This window comes from Stenotrophomonas sp. 2694 (assembly GCF_040548715.1).
Classification (GTDB): domain Bacteria; phylum Pseudomonadota; class Gammaproteobacteria; order Xanthomonadales; family Xanthomonadaceae; genus Stenotrophomonas; species Stenotrophomonas indicatrix.
The window spans coordinates 122,362-138,175 of sequence record NZ_JBEPSG010000001.1; the positions used below are offsets into that span (position 1 = coordinate 122,362).

General features: G+C 66.1%; 13 protein-coding genes and 1 pseudogene. 7 read left to right on the forward strand and 7 right to left on the reverse strand.

Going from position 1 to position 15,814, the window contains the following annotated elements; all coding sequences use genetic code 11:
* Positions 1-27: 27 nt before the first annotated feature.
* The 3 genes from ABIA73_RS00575 to ABIA73_RS00585 form a co-directional block, all read right to left on the reverse strand.
* Positions 28-2,649 (reverse strand): TonB-dependent receptor, encoded by a 2,622-nt coding sequence (locus ABIA73_RS00575; protein ID WP_354275234.1) that lies wholly within the window; start codon positions 2,647-2,649, stop codon positions 28-30.
* 166 nt (positions 2,650-2,815) lie between these two features.
* Positions 2,816-3,142, reverse strand: coding sequence for a hypothetical protein (locus ABIA73_RS00580; RefSeq protein WP_354275235.1), 327 nt, complete (start codon positions 3,140-3,142; stop codon positions 2,816-2,818).
* Positions 3,143-3,187: 45 nt separating this feature from the next.
* Positions 3,188-4,165, reverse strand: a complete 978-nt coding sequence (locus ABIA73_RS00585) for a zinc-binding dehydrogenase (protein WP_354275236.1) — start codon at positions 4,163-4,165, stop codon at positions 3,188-3,190.
* A gap of 482 nt (positions 4,166-4,647) precedes the next feature.
* Between ABIA73_RS00585 and ABIA73_RS00590 the strand changes: the two genes are divergently transcribed.
* The 4 genes from ABIA73_RS00590 to ABIA73_RS00605 all read left to right on the forward strand — a co-directional run bounded on the left by ABIA73_RS00590 (position 4,648) and on the right by ABIA73_RS00605 (position 8,881).
* Positions 4,648-6,975 (forward strand): ribonucleoside-diphosphate reductase subunit alpha, encoded by a 2,328-nt coding sequence (locus ABIA73_RS00590; RefSeq protein WP_223497264.1) that lies wholly within the window; start codon positions 4,648-4,650, stop codon positions 6,973-6,975.
* 74 nt (positions 6,976-7,049) lie between these two features.
* Complete coding sequence (locus ABIA73_RS00595) at positions 7,050-8,090, forward strand: ribonucleotide-diphosphate reductase subunit beta (protein ID WP_025878567.1); 1,041 nt, start codon at positions 7,050-7,052, stop codon at positions 8,088-8,090.
* Positions 8,091-8,103: 13 nt separating this feature from the next.
* Positions 8,104-8,583, forward strand: coding sequence for a flavodoxin (locus tag ABIA73_RS00600; protein ID WP_223482691.1), 480 nt, complete (start codon positions 8,104-8,106; stop codon positions 8,581-8,583).
* Positions 8,555-8,881, forward strand: a complete 327-nt coding sequence (locus ABIA73_RS00605; RefSeq protein WP_032975313.1) for a thioredoxin family protein — start codon at positions 8,555-8,557, stop codon at positions 8,879-8,881. Before ABIA73_RS00600 ends, ABIA73_RS00605 begins: the two co-directional genes overlap by 29 nt.
* Before the next feature lie 93 nt (positions 8,882-8,974).
* Here ABIA73_RS00605 and ABIA73_RS00610 read toward each other — a convergent pair whose 3' ends face one another.
* Positions 8,975-10,306, reverse strand: coding sequence for an Nramp family divalent metal transporter (locus ABIA73_RS00610; RefSeq protein ID WP_025878570.1), 1,332 nt, complete (start codon positions 10,304-10,306; stop codon positions 8,975-8,977).
* A gap of 117 nt (positions 10,307-10,423) precedes the next feature.
* On the opposite strand from ABIA73_RS00610, the gene mntR reads away from it, so the two are divergent.
* Both mntR and ABIA73_RS21490 read left to right on the forward strand, forming a co-directional pair.
* The gene (gene mntR / locus ABIA73_RS00615) at positions 10,424-10,900 is read left to right on the forward strand and encodes a manganese-binding transcriptional regulator MntR (protein WP_025878571.1); all 477 of its coding nucleotides are present in this window, start codon (positions 10,424-10,426) and stop codon (positions 10,898-10,900) included.
* A gap of 13 nt (positions 10,901-10,913) precedes the next feature.
* Positions 10,914-11,045 (forward strand): annotated as a pseudogene (locus ABIA73_RS21490) (manganese-binding transcriptional regulator MntR); the annotation flags it as partial.
* Between the two features lie 49 nt (positions 11,046-11,094).
* Here ABIA73_RS21490 and ABIA73_RS00625 read toward each other — a convergent pair.
* From ABIA73_RS00625 to fabR, 3 genes are all read right to left on the reverse strand, one after another.
* The gene (locus ABIA73_RS00625) at positions 11,095-11,643 is read right to left on the reverse strand and encodes a thioredoxin-like domain-containing protein (RefSeq protein WP_025878572.1); all 549 of its coding nucleotides are present in this window, start codon (positions 11,641-11,643) and stop codon (positions 11,095-11,097) included.
* Positions 11,633-13,792, reverse strand: coding sequence for a TonB-dependent receptor plug domain-containing protein (locus ABIA73_RS00630; protein WP_354275237.1), 2,160 nt, complete (start codon positions 13,790-13,792; stop codon positions 11,633-11,635). Before ABIA73_RS00630 ends, ABIA73_RS00625 begins: the two co-directional genes overlap by 11 nt.
* A 196-nt stretch (positions 13,793-13,988) precedes the next feature.
* Positions 13,989-14,645 (reverse strand): HTH-type transcriptional repressor FabR, encoded by a 657-nt coding sequence (gene fabR, locus ABIA73_RS00635; protein WP_025878574.1) that lies wholly within the window; start codon positions 14,643-14,645, stop codon positions 13,989-13,991.
* Between the two features lie 92 nt (positions 14,646-14,737).
* On the opposite strand from fabR, the gene ABIA73_RS00640 reads away from it, so the two are divergent.
* Positions 14,738-15,808, forward strand: coding sequence for a ferredoxin reductase (locus tag ABIA73_RS00640; protein WP_051584920.1), 1,071 nt, complete (start codon positions 14,738-14,740; stop codon positions 15,806-15,808).
* The last annotated feature ends 6 nt before the right edge of the window (positions 15,809-15,814 follow it).

Genomic DNA, 15,814 nt, shown 5'->3' on the forward strand with positions numbered 1-15,814 from the left:
ACCGTTGGTCCGCACCCTCCTGTTCAATCAGAACCGGTAGCGCGCGCCCAGCGAAACGAACTGCCCGCGCAGGTTGTACTGGCTGATGTCGAAGCCGTTGGAACCGCCGGCCGGATCGAACGGCGGGTCCTTGTCGGTCAGGTTCAGCACCGACAGCGACAGCGTGGTCTTCGGAATGCCTTCATAGGCCACGTACAGGTCCAGCTGGTGGTACGGCTTGACCCGATCGCGCAGGCCCGGATTGCTGGTGGCCGTGGCTACGCGCTGGTCATAGCCGCTCACGTACTGCAGGCTCAGCGTGCTGCTCCAGTCGCCCACCGCCCAGTTCAACGAAGTGGTGCCGCGGGTGCGTGGCAGCGCGCCATGGCGGTTGTTGCCGGCGCCGTCATAGGGCGCCTGGCCGGCCACCAGCGGCTGCTTGAAGCTGAGCAGGTGGGTCCAGCTGCCGGCCACGGTGAAGTTGCCCCAGCCCTCGGTGCGGAAGGTACGGTTGGCTTCCAGGTCGATGCCCGAGGTGGTCAGCTCGCCCTGGTTGGCGTACTGGTTGGTGATGATCTGGATGCGGCCCTGCGCATCGCGCTGCACGCGACCGGGGAACAGTCCTGGGTTGTCGACGATGAACTGCGCGCTGTCCGGCTTGACCAGGTTGTCCTGTTCGATGCGGTACCAGTCCAGGCCGATGCTGGAATCGGCATCGGGTGACCACACGGCGCCGACGTTGAGGTTGCGCGAGCGCTCGGCCTTCAGGTCCGGATTGCCGGTGCGCAGGTTGGTCACGCCGCGGCTGCCGCCGGGCTGCAGCGGATCGAACGGGTCGACCACCGAGCCGTAGCTGATGGTCTGCCCCGGTGCGATCTCCGGCAGCGACGGTGCACGGAAACCACGCGAGAACGAGCCACGCAGCAGCAGGCTGTCCAGCGGTTGCCAGCGCAGCGCGAACTTCGGCGAGAATGCCTTGCCGAAGTCATCGTAGTGGTCACCGCGGCCGGCCACCTGCAGCTCCAGGGTGCGATGCAGCGGCACGCTGAACTCGGCATAGGCGGCACTGACCTGGCGCTCGCCGTCGACGATGTTGATCGCCGGGCGCAGTTCAGTACCGGACAGCACCTGCGCACTGGTGCGCGCGTCCAGCGATTCCTTGCGGAATTCCGCGCCCCAGGCGAAGCCGATCGCACCCGCCGGCAGTTCCCACAACGAGGTCGATGCCTTGACGTTGAGCGAGTGCAGCTTGTACCAGCCCGGGCGCTTGGTCTGCAGGCGCAGTTCGTCCAATGCGCCCGGCGTGCTGGACGGATCGAGGAAGTTGTAGCTGCCGTCGCGCAGGATCTGCTGGAAGGCGTAGCGGTCAACGAAGTTGTCCACGTACTCGCGCTGCGCACTCTGCGAGGTCAGTGCGGCCACTTCCCAGTCCCAGCGTTCGCCGTTGCCACGTACGCCGGCCAGGGCGCGGTAGAATACCTGGGTGTTGTCCTTCAGGCGCGGGCCGAGATCGAAGAAGGTGTACTCGAACGGCAGTGGCGTGCTGCCCGGATTGTTCGGATGGCCGACCGGCAGGACAGCGGCGATATCGGTCAGCGTACCGGTGGCGGGATTGTAGGCACGCAGGCCCGGGCCGACCGTCAGCGGGGCGCTGAAGATCTGGTCGGCCTTGTTGTGGCTGTACAGCACGTCGGCGAAGGCTTCGACGCTGTCATTGAAGCGATAGGTCGCGCTCAACGATGCCTGCAGGCGCTCGGCGCCCGGCTGCAGGGTCTTGAACGGCTGCGCGTTGAAGGCGCAGGCCTGGCCGGGCAGGGTGCTGCCGAAGTCGCTGTAGGGACGCAGCTCGCTGCCCTCGGGGCAGGGCGAGAACGGCTGCGGTGCGCGCGGATTGGACAGCCAGTTGCCACCGGCGGTGGACCAGCCGGCCAGGCGACCACCGGGCTTGTCGCGGAAATCGCCGTCGCGGGTGTACGCGCGCTGGTCGGCGTCGAGGCGGTCGCGCTTGAGCAGGTCCAGCCCGAACAGCACGTTCCAGCCTTGCTGCTCGAGGTCACCGAAGCCGGCCAGCAGGTTGGCCTTGCGCTCGTTCAGGCCGCCCTGGGTGGCGGTGCCGAAACCACCGCCGACTTCCACGCCCTGGAAGTCGCGACGCAGGATGATGTTGATGACGCCGGCGATGGCGTCCGAGCCGTACACCGCCGAGGCGCCATCCTTCAGCACTTCGATGCGCTCGACCGCGCTGATCGGCAGCGCATTGAGGTCGACGAAGGTGTCCTGGGTGTTGAGCGCGAAACCGAAGTTGGCCACGCGGTAGCCGTTGACCAGTACCAGCGTGTTCTTCGGTGACAGGCCGCGCAGGCCGATCGAAGCCGAGCCTGCAGCGAAGCTGCCGGTGTACTGTTCGTCGAAACTGTTGCCGGCGTTGGCCGACAGGTTGCGCAGCACGTCGGTAAGGGTGGAGCGGCCGGTCTGCAGGATCTGCTCGCGGGTGACGATCTGCACCGGATTGGGACCGGCGGTGTCGCTGCGCTTGATGTTCGAGCCGGTCACCAGCACGGTGCCGAGGGTGGTGCTGCCCTTGCCGGTGTCGGCGGTTTCAGCGGCGCCGGCGTTGCCAGCGACGAGGGCCAGCGCGACCGCGCTGGAAAGCAGGGTGGTGCGATACATGGAAGCGACTACGCCAAACGGTGGAGGAGCCGTCAGTACCGCACGCGGGTGAGTGCGCCTTCCAATGACGAAAGCGCATTCAGTTATACATCACAGGTTCTTAACCATCGGAATAAGCGGTGGCGGACTGCCTCGCGCGCCGTTACGGCATTCAACCCCGACCCATTTAATCGACCGGGTGCATTGCCAGGTCGGAGACGAAAATCCAGAGGCTGTCCGGTATGTCGTTGTGGCACGCAAGCCCCATATCCCTGATGCTTTCAGGAAACTGGACCAGCACGCGCAAGCCGCGTTGATGCTTGGCCATGGAAGCTTGGAATTCCTCAAGAACAATGGTCCCGTTTGTACCGATCAACCTCCAGTAGTCTTCGGAGGGCCGAACGTCGTCAGGCGGGTGTTTGCTCCCGAGAAAGGTCGCCAGCAGCACCTTCCGACCATTCATTCCGCTCAACGTGATTCCTTCTTCAGCAAAGACGATGCAGACATTATCCATTGGGATGGGGGCGGCGCGCAGCGCCGCCGGATCCAGCGCCTTGCATCAAGGCCGCAGCAGCACCTTGCCATTGCGGCCCGAACCGGCGCCGGCTTCTGCCGCCTGGGCGATGTCGTCCAATGCGAAGGTCTGCTCCACCGGCAGGGTCAGTTCACCCCCGGCCGCACGCTTCAGCAGTTCACCCACCAACCGCCGCTTGTCTTCCACCGCCATTGCCTGGCTGACCTTGCTGCCCCAGAAGCCCTTCACCGTGGCTTCCTTGTAGATCAGGCCACCGGCGGGAATGCGCATCGGTTCGCCGCTCATCACACCGAAAGAGACCAGGGTGCCGTGGTGGCCGAGCAGGTCGACCAGGTCGCCGCTGGCATCGCCACCGATGGAGTCGACTGCAGCAGCGGCCTGCGCTTGCCCGGTGGCTTCGCGCACGCGGTCCTTCCAGCCGTCCACCGAGGTATCGAACACGTGATCGATGCCCAGTGCCTGCAGTTGCGCCACGGCCTCGGCATTGCGCACCAGGTTGGCCACGTGCACGCCGCGCGCCTTTGCGAGCATCGCCAGCGATTTGCCGACGGCACCGTTGGCGGTGTTCTGCACGATCCACTGGCCCTGCTCGACGTGCAGGAATTCCAGCAGCATCAACGCGCTCAGCGGCATGGCGATCAGCTGTGCGGCCATTTCATCGGCGATCGCGTCCGGCATCGGGATCACCATCCGCGCCGGTGCGATGAACGCCTCGGCCCATGTGCCGTGCACGGAGGCGGCGGCAACCCGCTGGCCGATCTGCAGGCCGTCGACGCCTTCGCCGAGCGCATCGACCACACCCAGTGCTTCGCTGCCGCCGATCGCCGGCAGCGTCGGCTTGTAGCCATACAGGCCACGCACGGTCAGCAGATCGTGGTTGTGGATCGAGGCCAGCACGGTGCGGATGCGTACTTCGCCGGGACCCGGTTCGGGCAGGGGGGCATCGGCAACGGCGAGGACCTGGGCTGGATCGCCGAAGGAGGAGTACAGGGCAGCGCGCATGGGCAGTGTTCCAATGAAAGTTGACGTTGTACCGAACTGGGGATGCGCCCGGCGTCGACAAGGCCGCGCACGTGCAACACGGCATCCTGCGACCGATGGTCGCGTTGGCGCGCGATCACCGCATCTTGTGTTGACGGCTAGGAATATCCCCACTATGTTGTGGCTGTCACTCCCGGTCAGCCGCCGCCGCCGGACATGCAGCAAACGTCCCGCGGCCCGCCCCTGAAGGCTTGCCGTGTCGACGCGGCCGCCACCGTGCGGACGCAGGTCGCCCCCACGGCCCGGATACCGGCCGCAGGCGCAGGCAGATGCCGACGACCTGTGTTCCCGCCCCTTGGCACTTCACCCGTTCGCCCCGTGCGCCGGTATCGCGTGCAGGGCCGCCATGGCATCGGGCGCCGACGCGCGCACGAGCCTGGAGTTCCACCACCATGACCGACAGTACCTTCCGCGTGGCCGACCTGGCCGGCGCCGGCGACGCCATGCGCGCCAGCGGCGAGCGCGTGCCGACCTGGATCACCAAGGAAGCCGGCAATCGTCGCCTGCCGTTCGATGCGGCGCGCCTGCTGCGCAGCATCGATACCATCCACGCCGAGCTGCCGCAGCTGGATGTGGCCGACTATCGCCGCGTGGTGCTGGCGATGGTCGAACGCAAGCCCAGCATCAGTGCCGATGATCTGGTGGATCTGCTGATCCGCGAAGCGGAATCGCGCGTCGACCTTGTCGCGCCGCAGTGGGAACAGTTCGCTGCACGCCTGTACCTGCGCCGGCTTTACAAGCGCGCCAGCCGCAACCGCTTCTACGATGTCAGCCTGAAGTACGGTTCCTACGTGGGCCTGCAGGAAAGCCTGGCCGACCGCGGCATCTACAGCAATGACATCCTGCGCTGCTATTCGAAGGAAGAGCTGCAGCAGGCCGGCGAGATGATCGACCCCGAACGCGATCGTCTGTTCGCCTACAACGGGCTGTACCTGCTGGCCACGCGCTACCTGGCTACCGATCGCAGCCGCGAGGTGTATGAGCTGCCGCAGGAACGCTGGCTGACCATTGCCCTGTACCTGATGCAGAACGAGGGCGGGGCTGGTGAGAGCGGCCGCGTGCGCCGCATGCAGCTGGTGGGCGAGGCGTACTGGGCGTTGTCCAACCTGTACATGACCGTGGCCACGCCGACCCTGGCCAATGCCGGCAAGGTCGGCGGCCAGCTGTCGAGCTGCTTCATCGACACGGTGGACGACAGCCTGCAGGGCATCTATGACTCCAACACCGATATCGCCCGCGTGTCCAAGCACGGTGGGGGCGTGGGTGCGTACCTGGGGTACGTGCGCAGCAGTGGCGCGCCGATCCGCGGCGTGCCCAACTCGTCCGGCGGCGTGGTGCCGTGGATCAAGCAGCTCAACAACACGGCGGTGTCGGTCGACCAGCTCGGCCAGCGCAAGGGTGCAGTGGCGGTGTACCTGGACATCTGGCACCGCGACATCGAGGCGTTCATGGACCTGCGCCTTAACAACGGCGACCAGCGCCTGCGTGCGCATGATGTGTTCACCGCCATCTGCGTGCCGGACCTGTTCATGGAGGCCGTCGAGCGCCGTGCCGACTGGTACCTGTTCGATCCGCACGAGGTGAAGCAGGCCAAGGGCTGGTACCTGCAGGATTTCTACGACGAGAAGCGAGGGCAGGGCAGTTTCCGCGACCGCTACGCCGAGCTGGTGGCCGACGAGCGCATCAGCCGTCGCACGGTGAAGGCGATCGACCTGTTCAAGCGGATCATGCTCAGCCAGCTGGAAACCGGCAACCCGTTCCTGTTCTACCGCGACGAAGTGAACCGGAAGAACCCGAACAAGCATGCGGGCATGGTCTATTCCAGCAACCTGTGCACCGAGATCCTGCAGAACATGAGCCCGACGCGGATGATCCAGGAGATCGTCAGCGGCGACCAGATCGTCACTACCCGCCGCGCGGGCGACTTCGTGGTCTGCAACCTGTCGTCGATCAACCTCGGCCGTGCCATCACCGCCCCCGAGGATCTGCTGGCCAAGGATGTGCTGGAACGGTTGATTCCGATCCAGGTACGCATGCTCGACAACGTGATCGATCTCAATGCGCTGCCGGTGCCGCAGGCCACCATCACCAACCGCAAGTACCGCGCCATCGGCCTGGGCACGTTCGGCTGGCACCACCTGCTGGCACAGCAGGCGATCCATTGGGAATCGCCCGAGGCCGAGGAACTGTCCGATCGCCTGTTCGAGCGCATCAACTTCCTGACCATCCAGGCCAGCGCGCAGCTGGCCAAGGAGAAGGGCAGCTATCCGATGTTCGCTGGCAGCGACTGGCACAACGGCAACTATTTCCGTGACCGCGATTACAGTGGCGCGGCCTGGGACAGTCTTGCGCGCGAGGTAGCGACCAACGGCCTGCGCAATGGCTGGCTGCTGGCGGTGGCGCCGAACATGAGCACCGCGCAGATCGCCGGGTCCACCGCGTCGATCGATCCGATCTACAGCGCGTTCTACTACGAGGAAAAGAAGGACTTCCGGCGGCCGGTGGCCGCGCCTGGCCTGTCGCTGGAAACCTGGCCGTACTACGAGAAGGGTGCCTACAAGGTCGACCAGTTCGCCAGCGTGCGGCAGAACGCACGCCGCCAGCGCCATGTGGACCAGTCGATCAGCTTCAACCTGTACGTGCCCAGCACGATCCGCGCCAGCACCCTGCTGGAGCTGCACCTGAGTGCCTGGCGGGAAGGGTTGAAGACCACCTACTACGTGCGCTCCAACGACATCGACATCAGCGAGTGCGAGTGGTGCTCAAGCTGACCAGCCCGACCCATCGGTGGTAGTGCCGGCCGCTGGCCGGCAACCCGTCAGCAACAGAACGAAGGCAGAAGACCATGGCAACACCCCTGGACCGCATCAAGATCCTCGAACCGCGCCACCCCAACCGCAGCACCGGCATCATCAACGGCCGCACCAGCGGCATCCTGAACTGGAACGACATTCCGTACCCGTCGTTCTATCGCGCCTACAAGGAGCTGTCGACCAACTTCTGGATCCCCGACGAAGTGGACATGAAGGTGGATGCACGCCAGTACGGCGAGCTCAACGCGCGCGAGAAGAACGCCTACGATTCCATCATCGGCCTGCTGGCCACGCTGGATTCGCCGCAGACGCGCTTCATCTACAACGTCGCCGAGTACATCACCGATCCGGCCGCGCACGCCAACGCGGCGATCATCGGCCAGCAGGAGGTGATCCACAACGAGAGCTACAGCTACGTGCTGGCCTCGATCACCGACCTGCCCAACCAGAACCGCATCTTCGAGATCGCCCGCACCCATCCCACCATCATCAAGCGCAACGCGCCGATCATGGGGGCCTATGACGATTTCATGCGCGAGAAGACTGCCGAAACCCTGCTGAAGTCGTTGATCCAGTCCTCGATCCTGGAAGGCATCAACTTCTATTCCGGCTTCGCGTACTTCTACAACATGGTGCGGCAGAACCGCATGAACGGCACCGGCAAGATCATCAGCTTCATCAACCGTGATGAGCTGGCCCACACCAAGTTCATCAGCGAGCTGATCCGCGCCATCATCGGCGAGAACCCGGAACTGCAGACCAACGAGCTGACCGCCTACGTGCACCAGTCGTTCGAACACGCCATTGAACTGGAAACCCAGTGGTCGGCGGAGGTGCTCGATGGCATCGATGGCATCGACGTGGACGAGATGGTGCGCTACGTGAAGTACCGCGCCAACAAGATGGCCGGCATGCTCGGCATCGAGCGCCTGTACAGCGACACCACCGACAACGTGATGCCGTGGATCAAGGCCTACGCCGACAACTTCACCGAGACCAAGACCGACTTCTTCGAGATGCGCAATGCAAGCTACAAGAAGACCAACGTCGACAACGGCTTCGACGACCTCTGAGCGCGGCCCGGCGCTGCGCATCCTGATCGTGGTGGCGTCGCTCAGCGGCAACACCCGTGAGCTCGGCCGCCACATCGCCGCGCGTTGCCGGGCCGCCGGCCACGCCGTGCACTGGCAGGAGGCCGACGACCTGCGCCAGGGCACGCCGTTGCCGGTGGACGAGGCCGACCTGGTGCTGCTGGGCTGCTGGACCGACAACGCCGGGCGCACACCGTCGGAGATGAAGGCCTGGGTGGCAGGCATCGCCGAGCGCGGCCAGCGGCCGCGGCAGGTGGCGGTGTTCGGCACCGGTGAAACGCAGTGGGGGCAGGAATACTACTGCGGTGCGGTGCACCGGCTGATCCGCTATTTCCACAGTGGCTACCCGCCGCTGGAGATCGAACAGATGCCACATGGCCGGCGGCATGCTGCGGCCATCGATACCTGGACCGATGCGGTCCTGGATCACTACTGGAGTACCACCGATGCAGATCATCGACGCCACCACGCCTGAGCAGTTCCAGCAGTTGCTGGCCGACCATCCACGCGTGCTGGTGGACTTCCACAAGGACCAGTGCCCGGGCTGCCGGATGCTGGACATGTCGCTGCAGCGGGTGGCCAGCGGCACTGCAGGGCAGGGCACGACCCTGCTGCGGGTGCAGCTGGAGGTGGTGGGCGAGGCGTTCTTCCGCGAGCTGGGCCTGCGGCAGACCCCTACGTTGTCGCTGTTCCTGGACGGTGACGAGCGCATGCGCATGCCGGGTTTCCAGTCGCCGCAGCAGATCGAAGCGGCCATCGCGGAGTTCCTGTAGCGCCGGTCATGCCACATCCACGCATGGCGTGGATCTACTGCAGGTCGCCAGCGGTAGCGCCGGGCCATGCCCGGCGGATTCCCACCGCGCGGATCAACCGGCTGCGAACGTATCCACCAGCAGCTTCACGTTCAGCACCACGATCACCAGCGCGATCACCCAGGCAATGCCGCCCAGCCAGCGCGGTGCCACCAGCGCGCCCATCGTCACCTTGTCGGTCACGATGCGTACCAGCGGGATGATCGCGAAGGGCAGCTGCATGGACAGCACCACCTGGCTCAGCACCAGCAGCTTCACCGCGCCCTGGTCGCCGAACAGCATGATGACCACCACCACCGGAATGATCGCCAGCGCGCGGGTGATCAGCCGCCGCAGCCACGGCGGCAGGCGCAGGCGCAGGAACCCTTCCATCACGATCTGCCCGGCCAGTGTCGCGGTCACCGTGGAGTTCAGGCCGGAGGCGAGCAGTGCCACCGCGAACAATGTCGAGGCCAGGCCGACGCCCAGCATCGGTGCCAGCAACTGGTGCGCCTGCTCGATGTCTTCCACGTCGAAGCGGCCGTTGGCATGGAATACCGCCGCCGCCAGGATCAGGATGCTGGCATTGATGAACAGCGCCAGGGTCAAGGCAAAGGTGCTGTCGGTCACCGCCCAGCGCAGCGCGCTGCGACGGCCTTCATCGGTGCGTGGATAGGCACGGGTCTGCACGATGGAAGAATGCAGGTACAGGTTGTGCGGCATCACCGTGGCACCGATGATGCCGATGGCGATGTACAGCGCATGCGGATCGGTGACCACCTGCGCGCGCGGAATGAAACCGCCCAGCACCTGCATCACCGGCGGCGCGGCCAGCGCGATCTGCACCATGAAGCAGCCGAAGATCACCAGCAGCAGTGCGATCACGAAGGCTTCCAGCGCGCGGAAACCGCGGTTCATCAACAGCAGCACCAGCAGCGTGTCCAGCGCGGTGATCACCGCGCCCCACAGCAGCGGCAGATCGAACAACAGTTTCAGCGCGATGGCCGTGCCGATCACTTCGGCCAGGTCGCAGGCGATGATCGCCGCTTCGCACAACGCCCATAGCGCCAGGTTCACCGGCTTGGGGTAGCGCGCACGGCAGGCCTGCGCCAGGTCCATGCCGGTGGCGATGCCCAGCCGTGCCGACAGCGCCTGCAGGATCACCGCCATCAGGTTGGAGATCAGGATGACCGACAGCAGCAGATAGCCGAAGCGTGAGCCACCTGCGAGATCGGTCGCCCAGTTGCCCGGATCCATGTAACCCACCGACACCATGTAGCCGGGGCCCAGGAAGGCCAGCAGCCGGAACCACCAATGGCCCTTTTCGGGTACGGCGATCGACGCGTTGAGCGCACCCAGGCTGGCCGCGGTGGAGGCCGGAGAGTCGGTGGGCGCGACAGTGTTCATGGCTGTCAATATAGCCACTGCTATATCGCATAGCAATGTGAAACAATCGTCTTTACTGCGTCACTGGTCCAGAATTCAGGTTCGCACCCGGATGACAACTGCAGGACAGGCACACGCGTGGGCAAGACGGACGATTCGACATCGCTGAAAAGCACCCCCTTGATCGAGGCCGAGCGCCAGGTCGAGAGCTTCCGGCAAGTGCGCGAAGCACACCGGATGGAGCTGGTGGAGGATTATGTCGAGCTGATCTCCGACCTGCTGGCCGACGGCGGCGAGGCCCGCCAGGTCGACATCGCCACCCGCCTCGGTGTGGCCCAGCCGACCGTGGCGAAGATGCTGCGCCGGCTGGCCCGCGATGGCTGGGTGGTGCAGCGCCCGTACCGCGGCGTGTTCCTGACCCCGGAGGGCGAGGCGCTGGCCCATGCCAGCCGCCAGCGCCACCAGACCGTGGAGCGCTTCCTGCTGGCGCTGGGCGTGGACCCGGATACCGCGCGACGTGATGCCGAGGGCATCGAGCACCACGTCAGCGAACAGACGCTGGCGCTGTTCGACGCATTTGTGCGCAAGGCCGAGGGCGGTTCCGCCGAACGGTAGCGCCGGGCCATGCCCGGCGGGCGCGTTGCAGCCTCACGCATTTCGCCGGGCATGGCCCGGCGCTACCGGGGTTGAACGCCTGGCGTTGGGCGTGGACCCGGATACTGCGCGACGTGATGCCGAGGGCATCGAGCACCACGTCAGCCCAGCGGGCTCGTTGCCGCCTCACGCGTTTCGCCGGGCATGGCCCAGCGCTACCGGGGTTGAACGCCGTCATCGGGGCAGTGCGCCTGCTGTTGCGCACATGCCCGCTTCCACCATTCCTGCAGTACCGGTTGCAGCCCGCGGTAATGGCGCCCCTGCCAACCATTGGCCAGCACCGTGCCCTGCGCATCGATCAGCACCAGGTTGGGCGGGGCCGGGCCCGCCAATGCCTGCAGCGCTGGCATGCGCTGCGCACGACGCGGGTCCAGCACCGGCCACGGCATCTGCTGCAGGTGCATGTAGCGCCGCAACGCCGCCTCGCTTTCATCCAGGCTGACATACACCACTTCGGTATCGGCGCCGGCCTCGCGCAGCGCGTCACGCACGCCGCGCAGGGTCGGCACGAAAGCGTGGCAGGGCGCGCACCAGTCGGCGCCGAAGTACAGCGCGATCAGCGTTGGCGGTGGCGACCACTGCATCGGGCGCAGGGCACGTGGCTCGGGCCGCATCAGCGAGGCGGAGACCTGCGCATGCAGGTCGGCAGCCACTGCCGGCCATGCCAGTGCCAGCAACAGCGCGGGCAGCCAGCTAGAACGCATAGCGCAGGTTGACGTACCACGAGCGGGCGAAGCGAGGACCGTACACGTAATCGCTGTCGCGCAGCGCGCCGCTTTCCAGATCCTTCTGCCGCTGGTCGAACACGTTCTTGACCCCCGCCGCCACCGACACTTCCTGCTGTGCCTGCGCACCCAGATGGCGATGCCAGCGCGCGCCGAGGTCGGTGACCAGGAAGGCGCGGGTGCGATGCAGCTCGCCCAGCCGGTTGTTGAGCACCGGCATCGATCCGGTGTGGCGCAGCGCCAGGAACGTCTCCCAGGGCTCGGCCGGCATCCAGCTGAGTTGGGCCAGGCCGGTCCAGCGCGGGGTTTTCAGATAGTCGCGGCTGTCGATGACGGTGTCGCCGCCGTCGGCGGTGTCGTCGAAGATGCGCTGCGGCTCGCGGAACTGCGAGCGGTACCACGATGCGCCGGCAGTCAGCCGCCACTGCGGGGAGGGCTGCCAGCCGAGGTTGGTTTCCACGCCCAGCACGTTCGAGCCGGAGGCGTTGTAGCGCAGCTGCGTCAGCTGGCCATCATCGCCGCGCTGGATCTCACCCAGCGCGAAGGTATCGCGGATGCGTGCGTAGGACGCGGTGGCATCCCAGCTCCATACCGGGTCGGCCGGGTCGGAGCGCCAGTCGAACCCGAACAGGGTGGTCAGCGCACGTTCCTCCTTCAGGCCACGGGTGTTGCGCACGCGCACCTGCTCGCCGCCGAGGGTATCGACGTGGACATCCTCGACGAAGATTTCCGGCGCACGGAAGCCGGTGGCGATGCCCGCTCGCCATTTCAGCCGTGGCGTGGCCTGCCAGGCCAGGGCGATACGCGGTGAGAACACGGCGCTGTCCAGTTCCGAACTCTTGTCCACGCGCGCGCCCAGCACCAGGTCGACGTCCTCGCGTACGCTCCATTCGTCCTGCACGAACGCGCCGAGGTTGTGGAAGGTTGCATCCTCGAGCACGGCCAGGCGCTGGCCGGCACCATCGCGATTGTCGTCACGCAGGCCCTCATGCTTGTACTGAACGCCGAACGCCAGCGTGTGTGCACCCAGCCGCCAGTTCAACTGGCTGTCGATGTAGTGCAGCGGGTTGTGGGTGCGCCCGTACTGGCGCCATGAGCGTGATGCGGCGCTGCCCGGTACGTTCGGGTCCAGTTGCGAAGGATCGTAGCCGGGTGCGGACGGATCGGTGACCACGTCGCCGAGTCCGCCATAGAAGCTGTCGCGGTCGATGTCGGCGAAGGCATAGGCCAAGCGGAAGTCGACGTCGCCGCTCACCTCCTGGTCCCATGACAGGCTGCCGCGGCGGTAGTTCGTGTCCAGCGATTCGGCGATGTTGGCCAGGTGTTCGGGCTGGTCCAGGCGGTTGCCACCGCGACGGCTCTCATCGGTCACCTGCAGGTCCAACCGCAGGCGCGTGCCCGGAGTGGGCGCATACCAGGCCTGCAGGCCACCGACCTTGAGGTTCTTGCGGGTGATCTCGGTATAGCCGTCGCCGTTGTAGTCGATGCCGCTGTTCCAGTTGCGCTGGGCGATCACCGACAGTCCCGCGTCGGCTTCGCTGGCGACCAGATCCAGGCGCACGTCGGCGTTCTTCTGCGGCGTGCCCTTCAGAACATCCACGCCCGCCTGCACATGGCCGCCGCTGCGTGCCGGCAGCGGCGGAACCAGATTGATGACACCGGCTACAGCGCCCGGCCCGTACAGCGACGAACCACCGCCCTTGACCACTTCGATGCGGTCGACGAAGCCGGCGGGAATCTGTTCCAGTCCATACACACTGCCCAGCGTGGACAACAGTGGAATGCCATCGAACAGCAGCTGGTTGTAGGCACCGGGAAGGCCCAGCAGCTGCACTTCGCTGGTGTTGCAGTTCTGGCAGTTGCTCTCCACCCGCAGGCCGTTGATCAGCTCGGCCGCGCGGGAGAAGTCGGTGGCCGCGCGCAAAGCGATGTCTTCCTTGCGCAGTACCTCGGTGCGGATCGGCACGTCCGACAGCAGGCGTTCGCTGCGGGTGGCCGTGCTGACTTTCACCTGCACGCGGTCCAGCTCGGTAGGCGAAGGCGGTGCGGCGAATGCGGTCACCGGCAGGGCGGCGGCAATACCGGCAGCCAGCGGCAGCCGGCGGAGAAGGGAGGCAGCAATGCGCATGAGGGCGTCGTCCTTGGGGAGGGAGGGCGGCGAGGGCGACCTGGCTGGCGCACATGAAAGCAGATGGTCATCAACATAGCAATTGCTATATCAGGGTCTCGACGCGTGCGTGAACCGTGGCCTTTACTCGAACGCAAGTGTTATAACATTACACAATGCGCGCGCAAGCGTGCCGGTGGTCATGCACCGGAAGGGGTCAGCCGCGGCGGAAGGCGGCGGGAGTGCGCGCGCCGACGATGATCATGCGGATCATCGTGGAGATCTGTTCGACCAGTTCCGGATCGTTCTCAGGGGGCTGGTCCATGGCCGAAGCGCCCATCGCAAACACCAGCCGGGTGATCGCCATCGACACCAGTTCCGGCTTGTACAGCACCGCGCCATCCAGTGCGGCCAGGCGCACCAGGTCATGCTGCAGTTCTTCTTCGAAGTAGTGCAGTTCGCGTTCGACCGCGTGCTTGAAATCGTCCGAGCCGACCGCGCCTTCGCGTAACAGTACGTGCAGCAGCTTGTCGTCGGCACGCAGCTGTTCCATGAAGGTTTCCACCGACACGCGTACCACGCTGGTGGCGCTGGACGTAGCGCGCTGGCGGGCTTCACCGATGATGGTGCGCAGCGAGCGCCCAGCCACGTCGATCAAGGCGACGGCCAGTTCGTCCATGTCGCGGAACTGGCGGTAGAAGCTGTTGGGTGCGATGCCCGCCTCGCGCGCGACTTCGCGCAGGCTGAGGGTGGAGAGGCTGCGATGCGGGCCGATCAGTTTCAACGCGGCGGCCAGCAGATCTTCGCGGCTCACCGTACGGCGGGCCGGGCTGCTGGCATCTTCAGGCGGAGACAGAACGGTGGCGGCGGCCATGGTACTTCCGGAGGGGCAAGGCTGAATCATACCCAATCCGGTGCAATATACACATGTATACACAGCTGTGTGTGCGGCCGTATAGTGCATCCATGAGCGCTGTCGTCCGTCCTTCCCTGTTTTCCCCGTACCGCTGGCTGTCGCCGTCGCTGTTCGACTTCTGGGCGGGCCAGCTGAATCCGTTGTGGACCCTGCGTGAGCCGATGGCCCGCCTGGTACGGCGCGAGCCGGCGGGCGAGGGCGCCGCCACCCTGGTCCTGCGCTGCAACCGGCACTGGGCCGGGATGCGCGCCGGCCAGCACGTCACCTTGGGCGTCGAGCTTGAGGGGCGTGTATTGCGCCGCAGCTACAGCCCGACCCGCCTGGGCCGTCGTGAGCTGGCCATTACCGTCAAGGCGGTGGAAGGCGGCAAGGTCAGCCAGCATCTGGTAGCGCATGCCAAGCCAGGCGACCTGTTCCGGCTGGATGCGGCCTTCGGTGATTTCCACATGCCCGCCGCAGCGCCGGTACTGCTGCTGGCGGCAGGCAGCGGCATCACGCCCATGCGCAGCCTGCTGCGCGACGCCTGCCAGCGCCCGCTGGCGGCGCCGGTCGACCTGTTCTACTGGGAGCGCAGCGCCGCGGCGTTCCAGTTCCGTGATGAGCTGCAGGCGCTGGCCGCAGCGAACCCGAACCTGCGCGTGCATCTGCTGACCACCCGCGAAGGCGAGGTGCCGGCCGCGCGCATCGACAGCCACACGTTGGCCGTTGCCGGTGACGACACCCCGCTGGCGCAGCGCCATGTGCTGGCCTGTGGCCCGGATGGCTTCGTTGCCGCTGCGCGCACGCGGCTGGCGCAGCAGGTGGCCGGCTTCCAGGCTGAAGCCTTTACGCCGCCTGCGGCACTCAGTGATGCCGACAGCCTGGGTGAGGTCGCATTGACCCTGGCCCGCAGCGGCCGGCGGCTGATCGTGCCGCGTGGCCGCTCGCTGCTGGAGAGCCTGGAGGCGCAGGGCATCGCGCCCAAGCACGGCTGCCGCATGGGCATCTGCAACAGCTGTACCTGTGAACGCGTCAGTGGCACCACCCGCCACCTGCGCACCGGCGATACCCAGTCCGAAACGGCCGTGCCGGTGCGGATCTGCGTGAGCGCGCCGACCACCGACCTGACCCTGGATCTCTGAGGACTC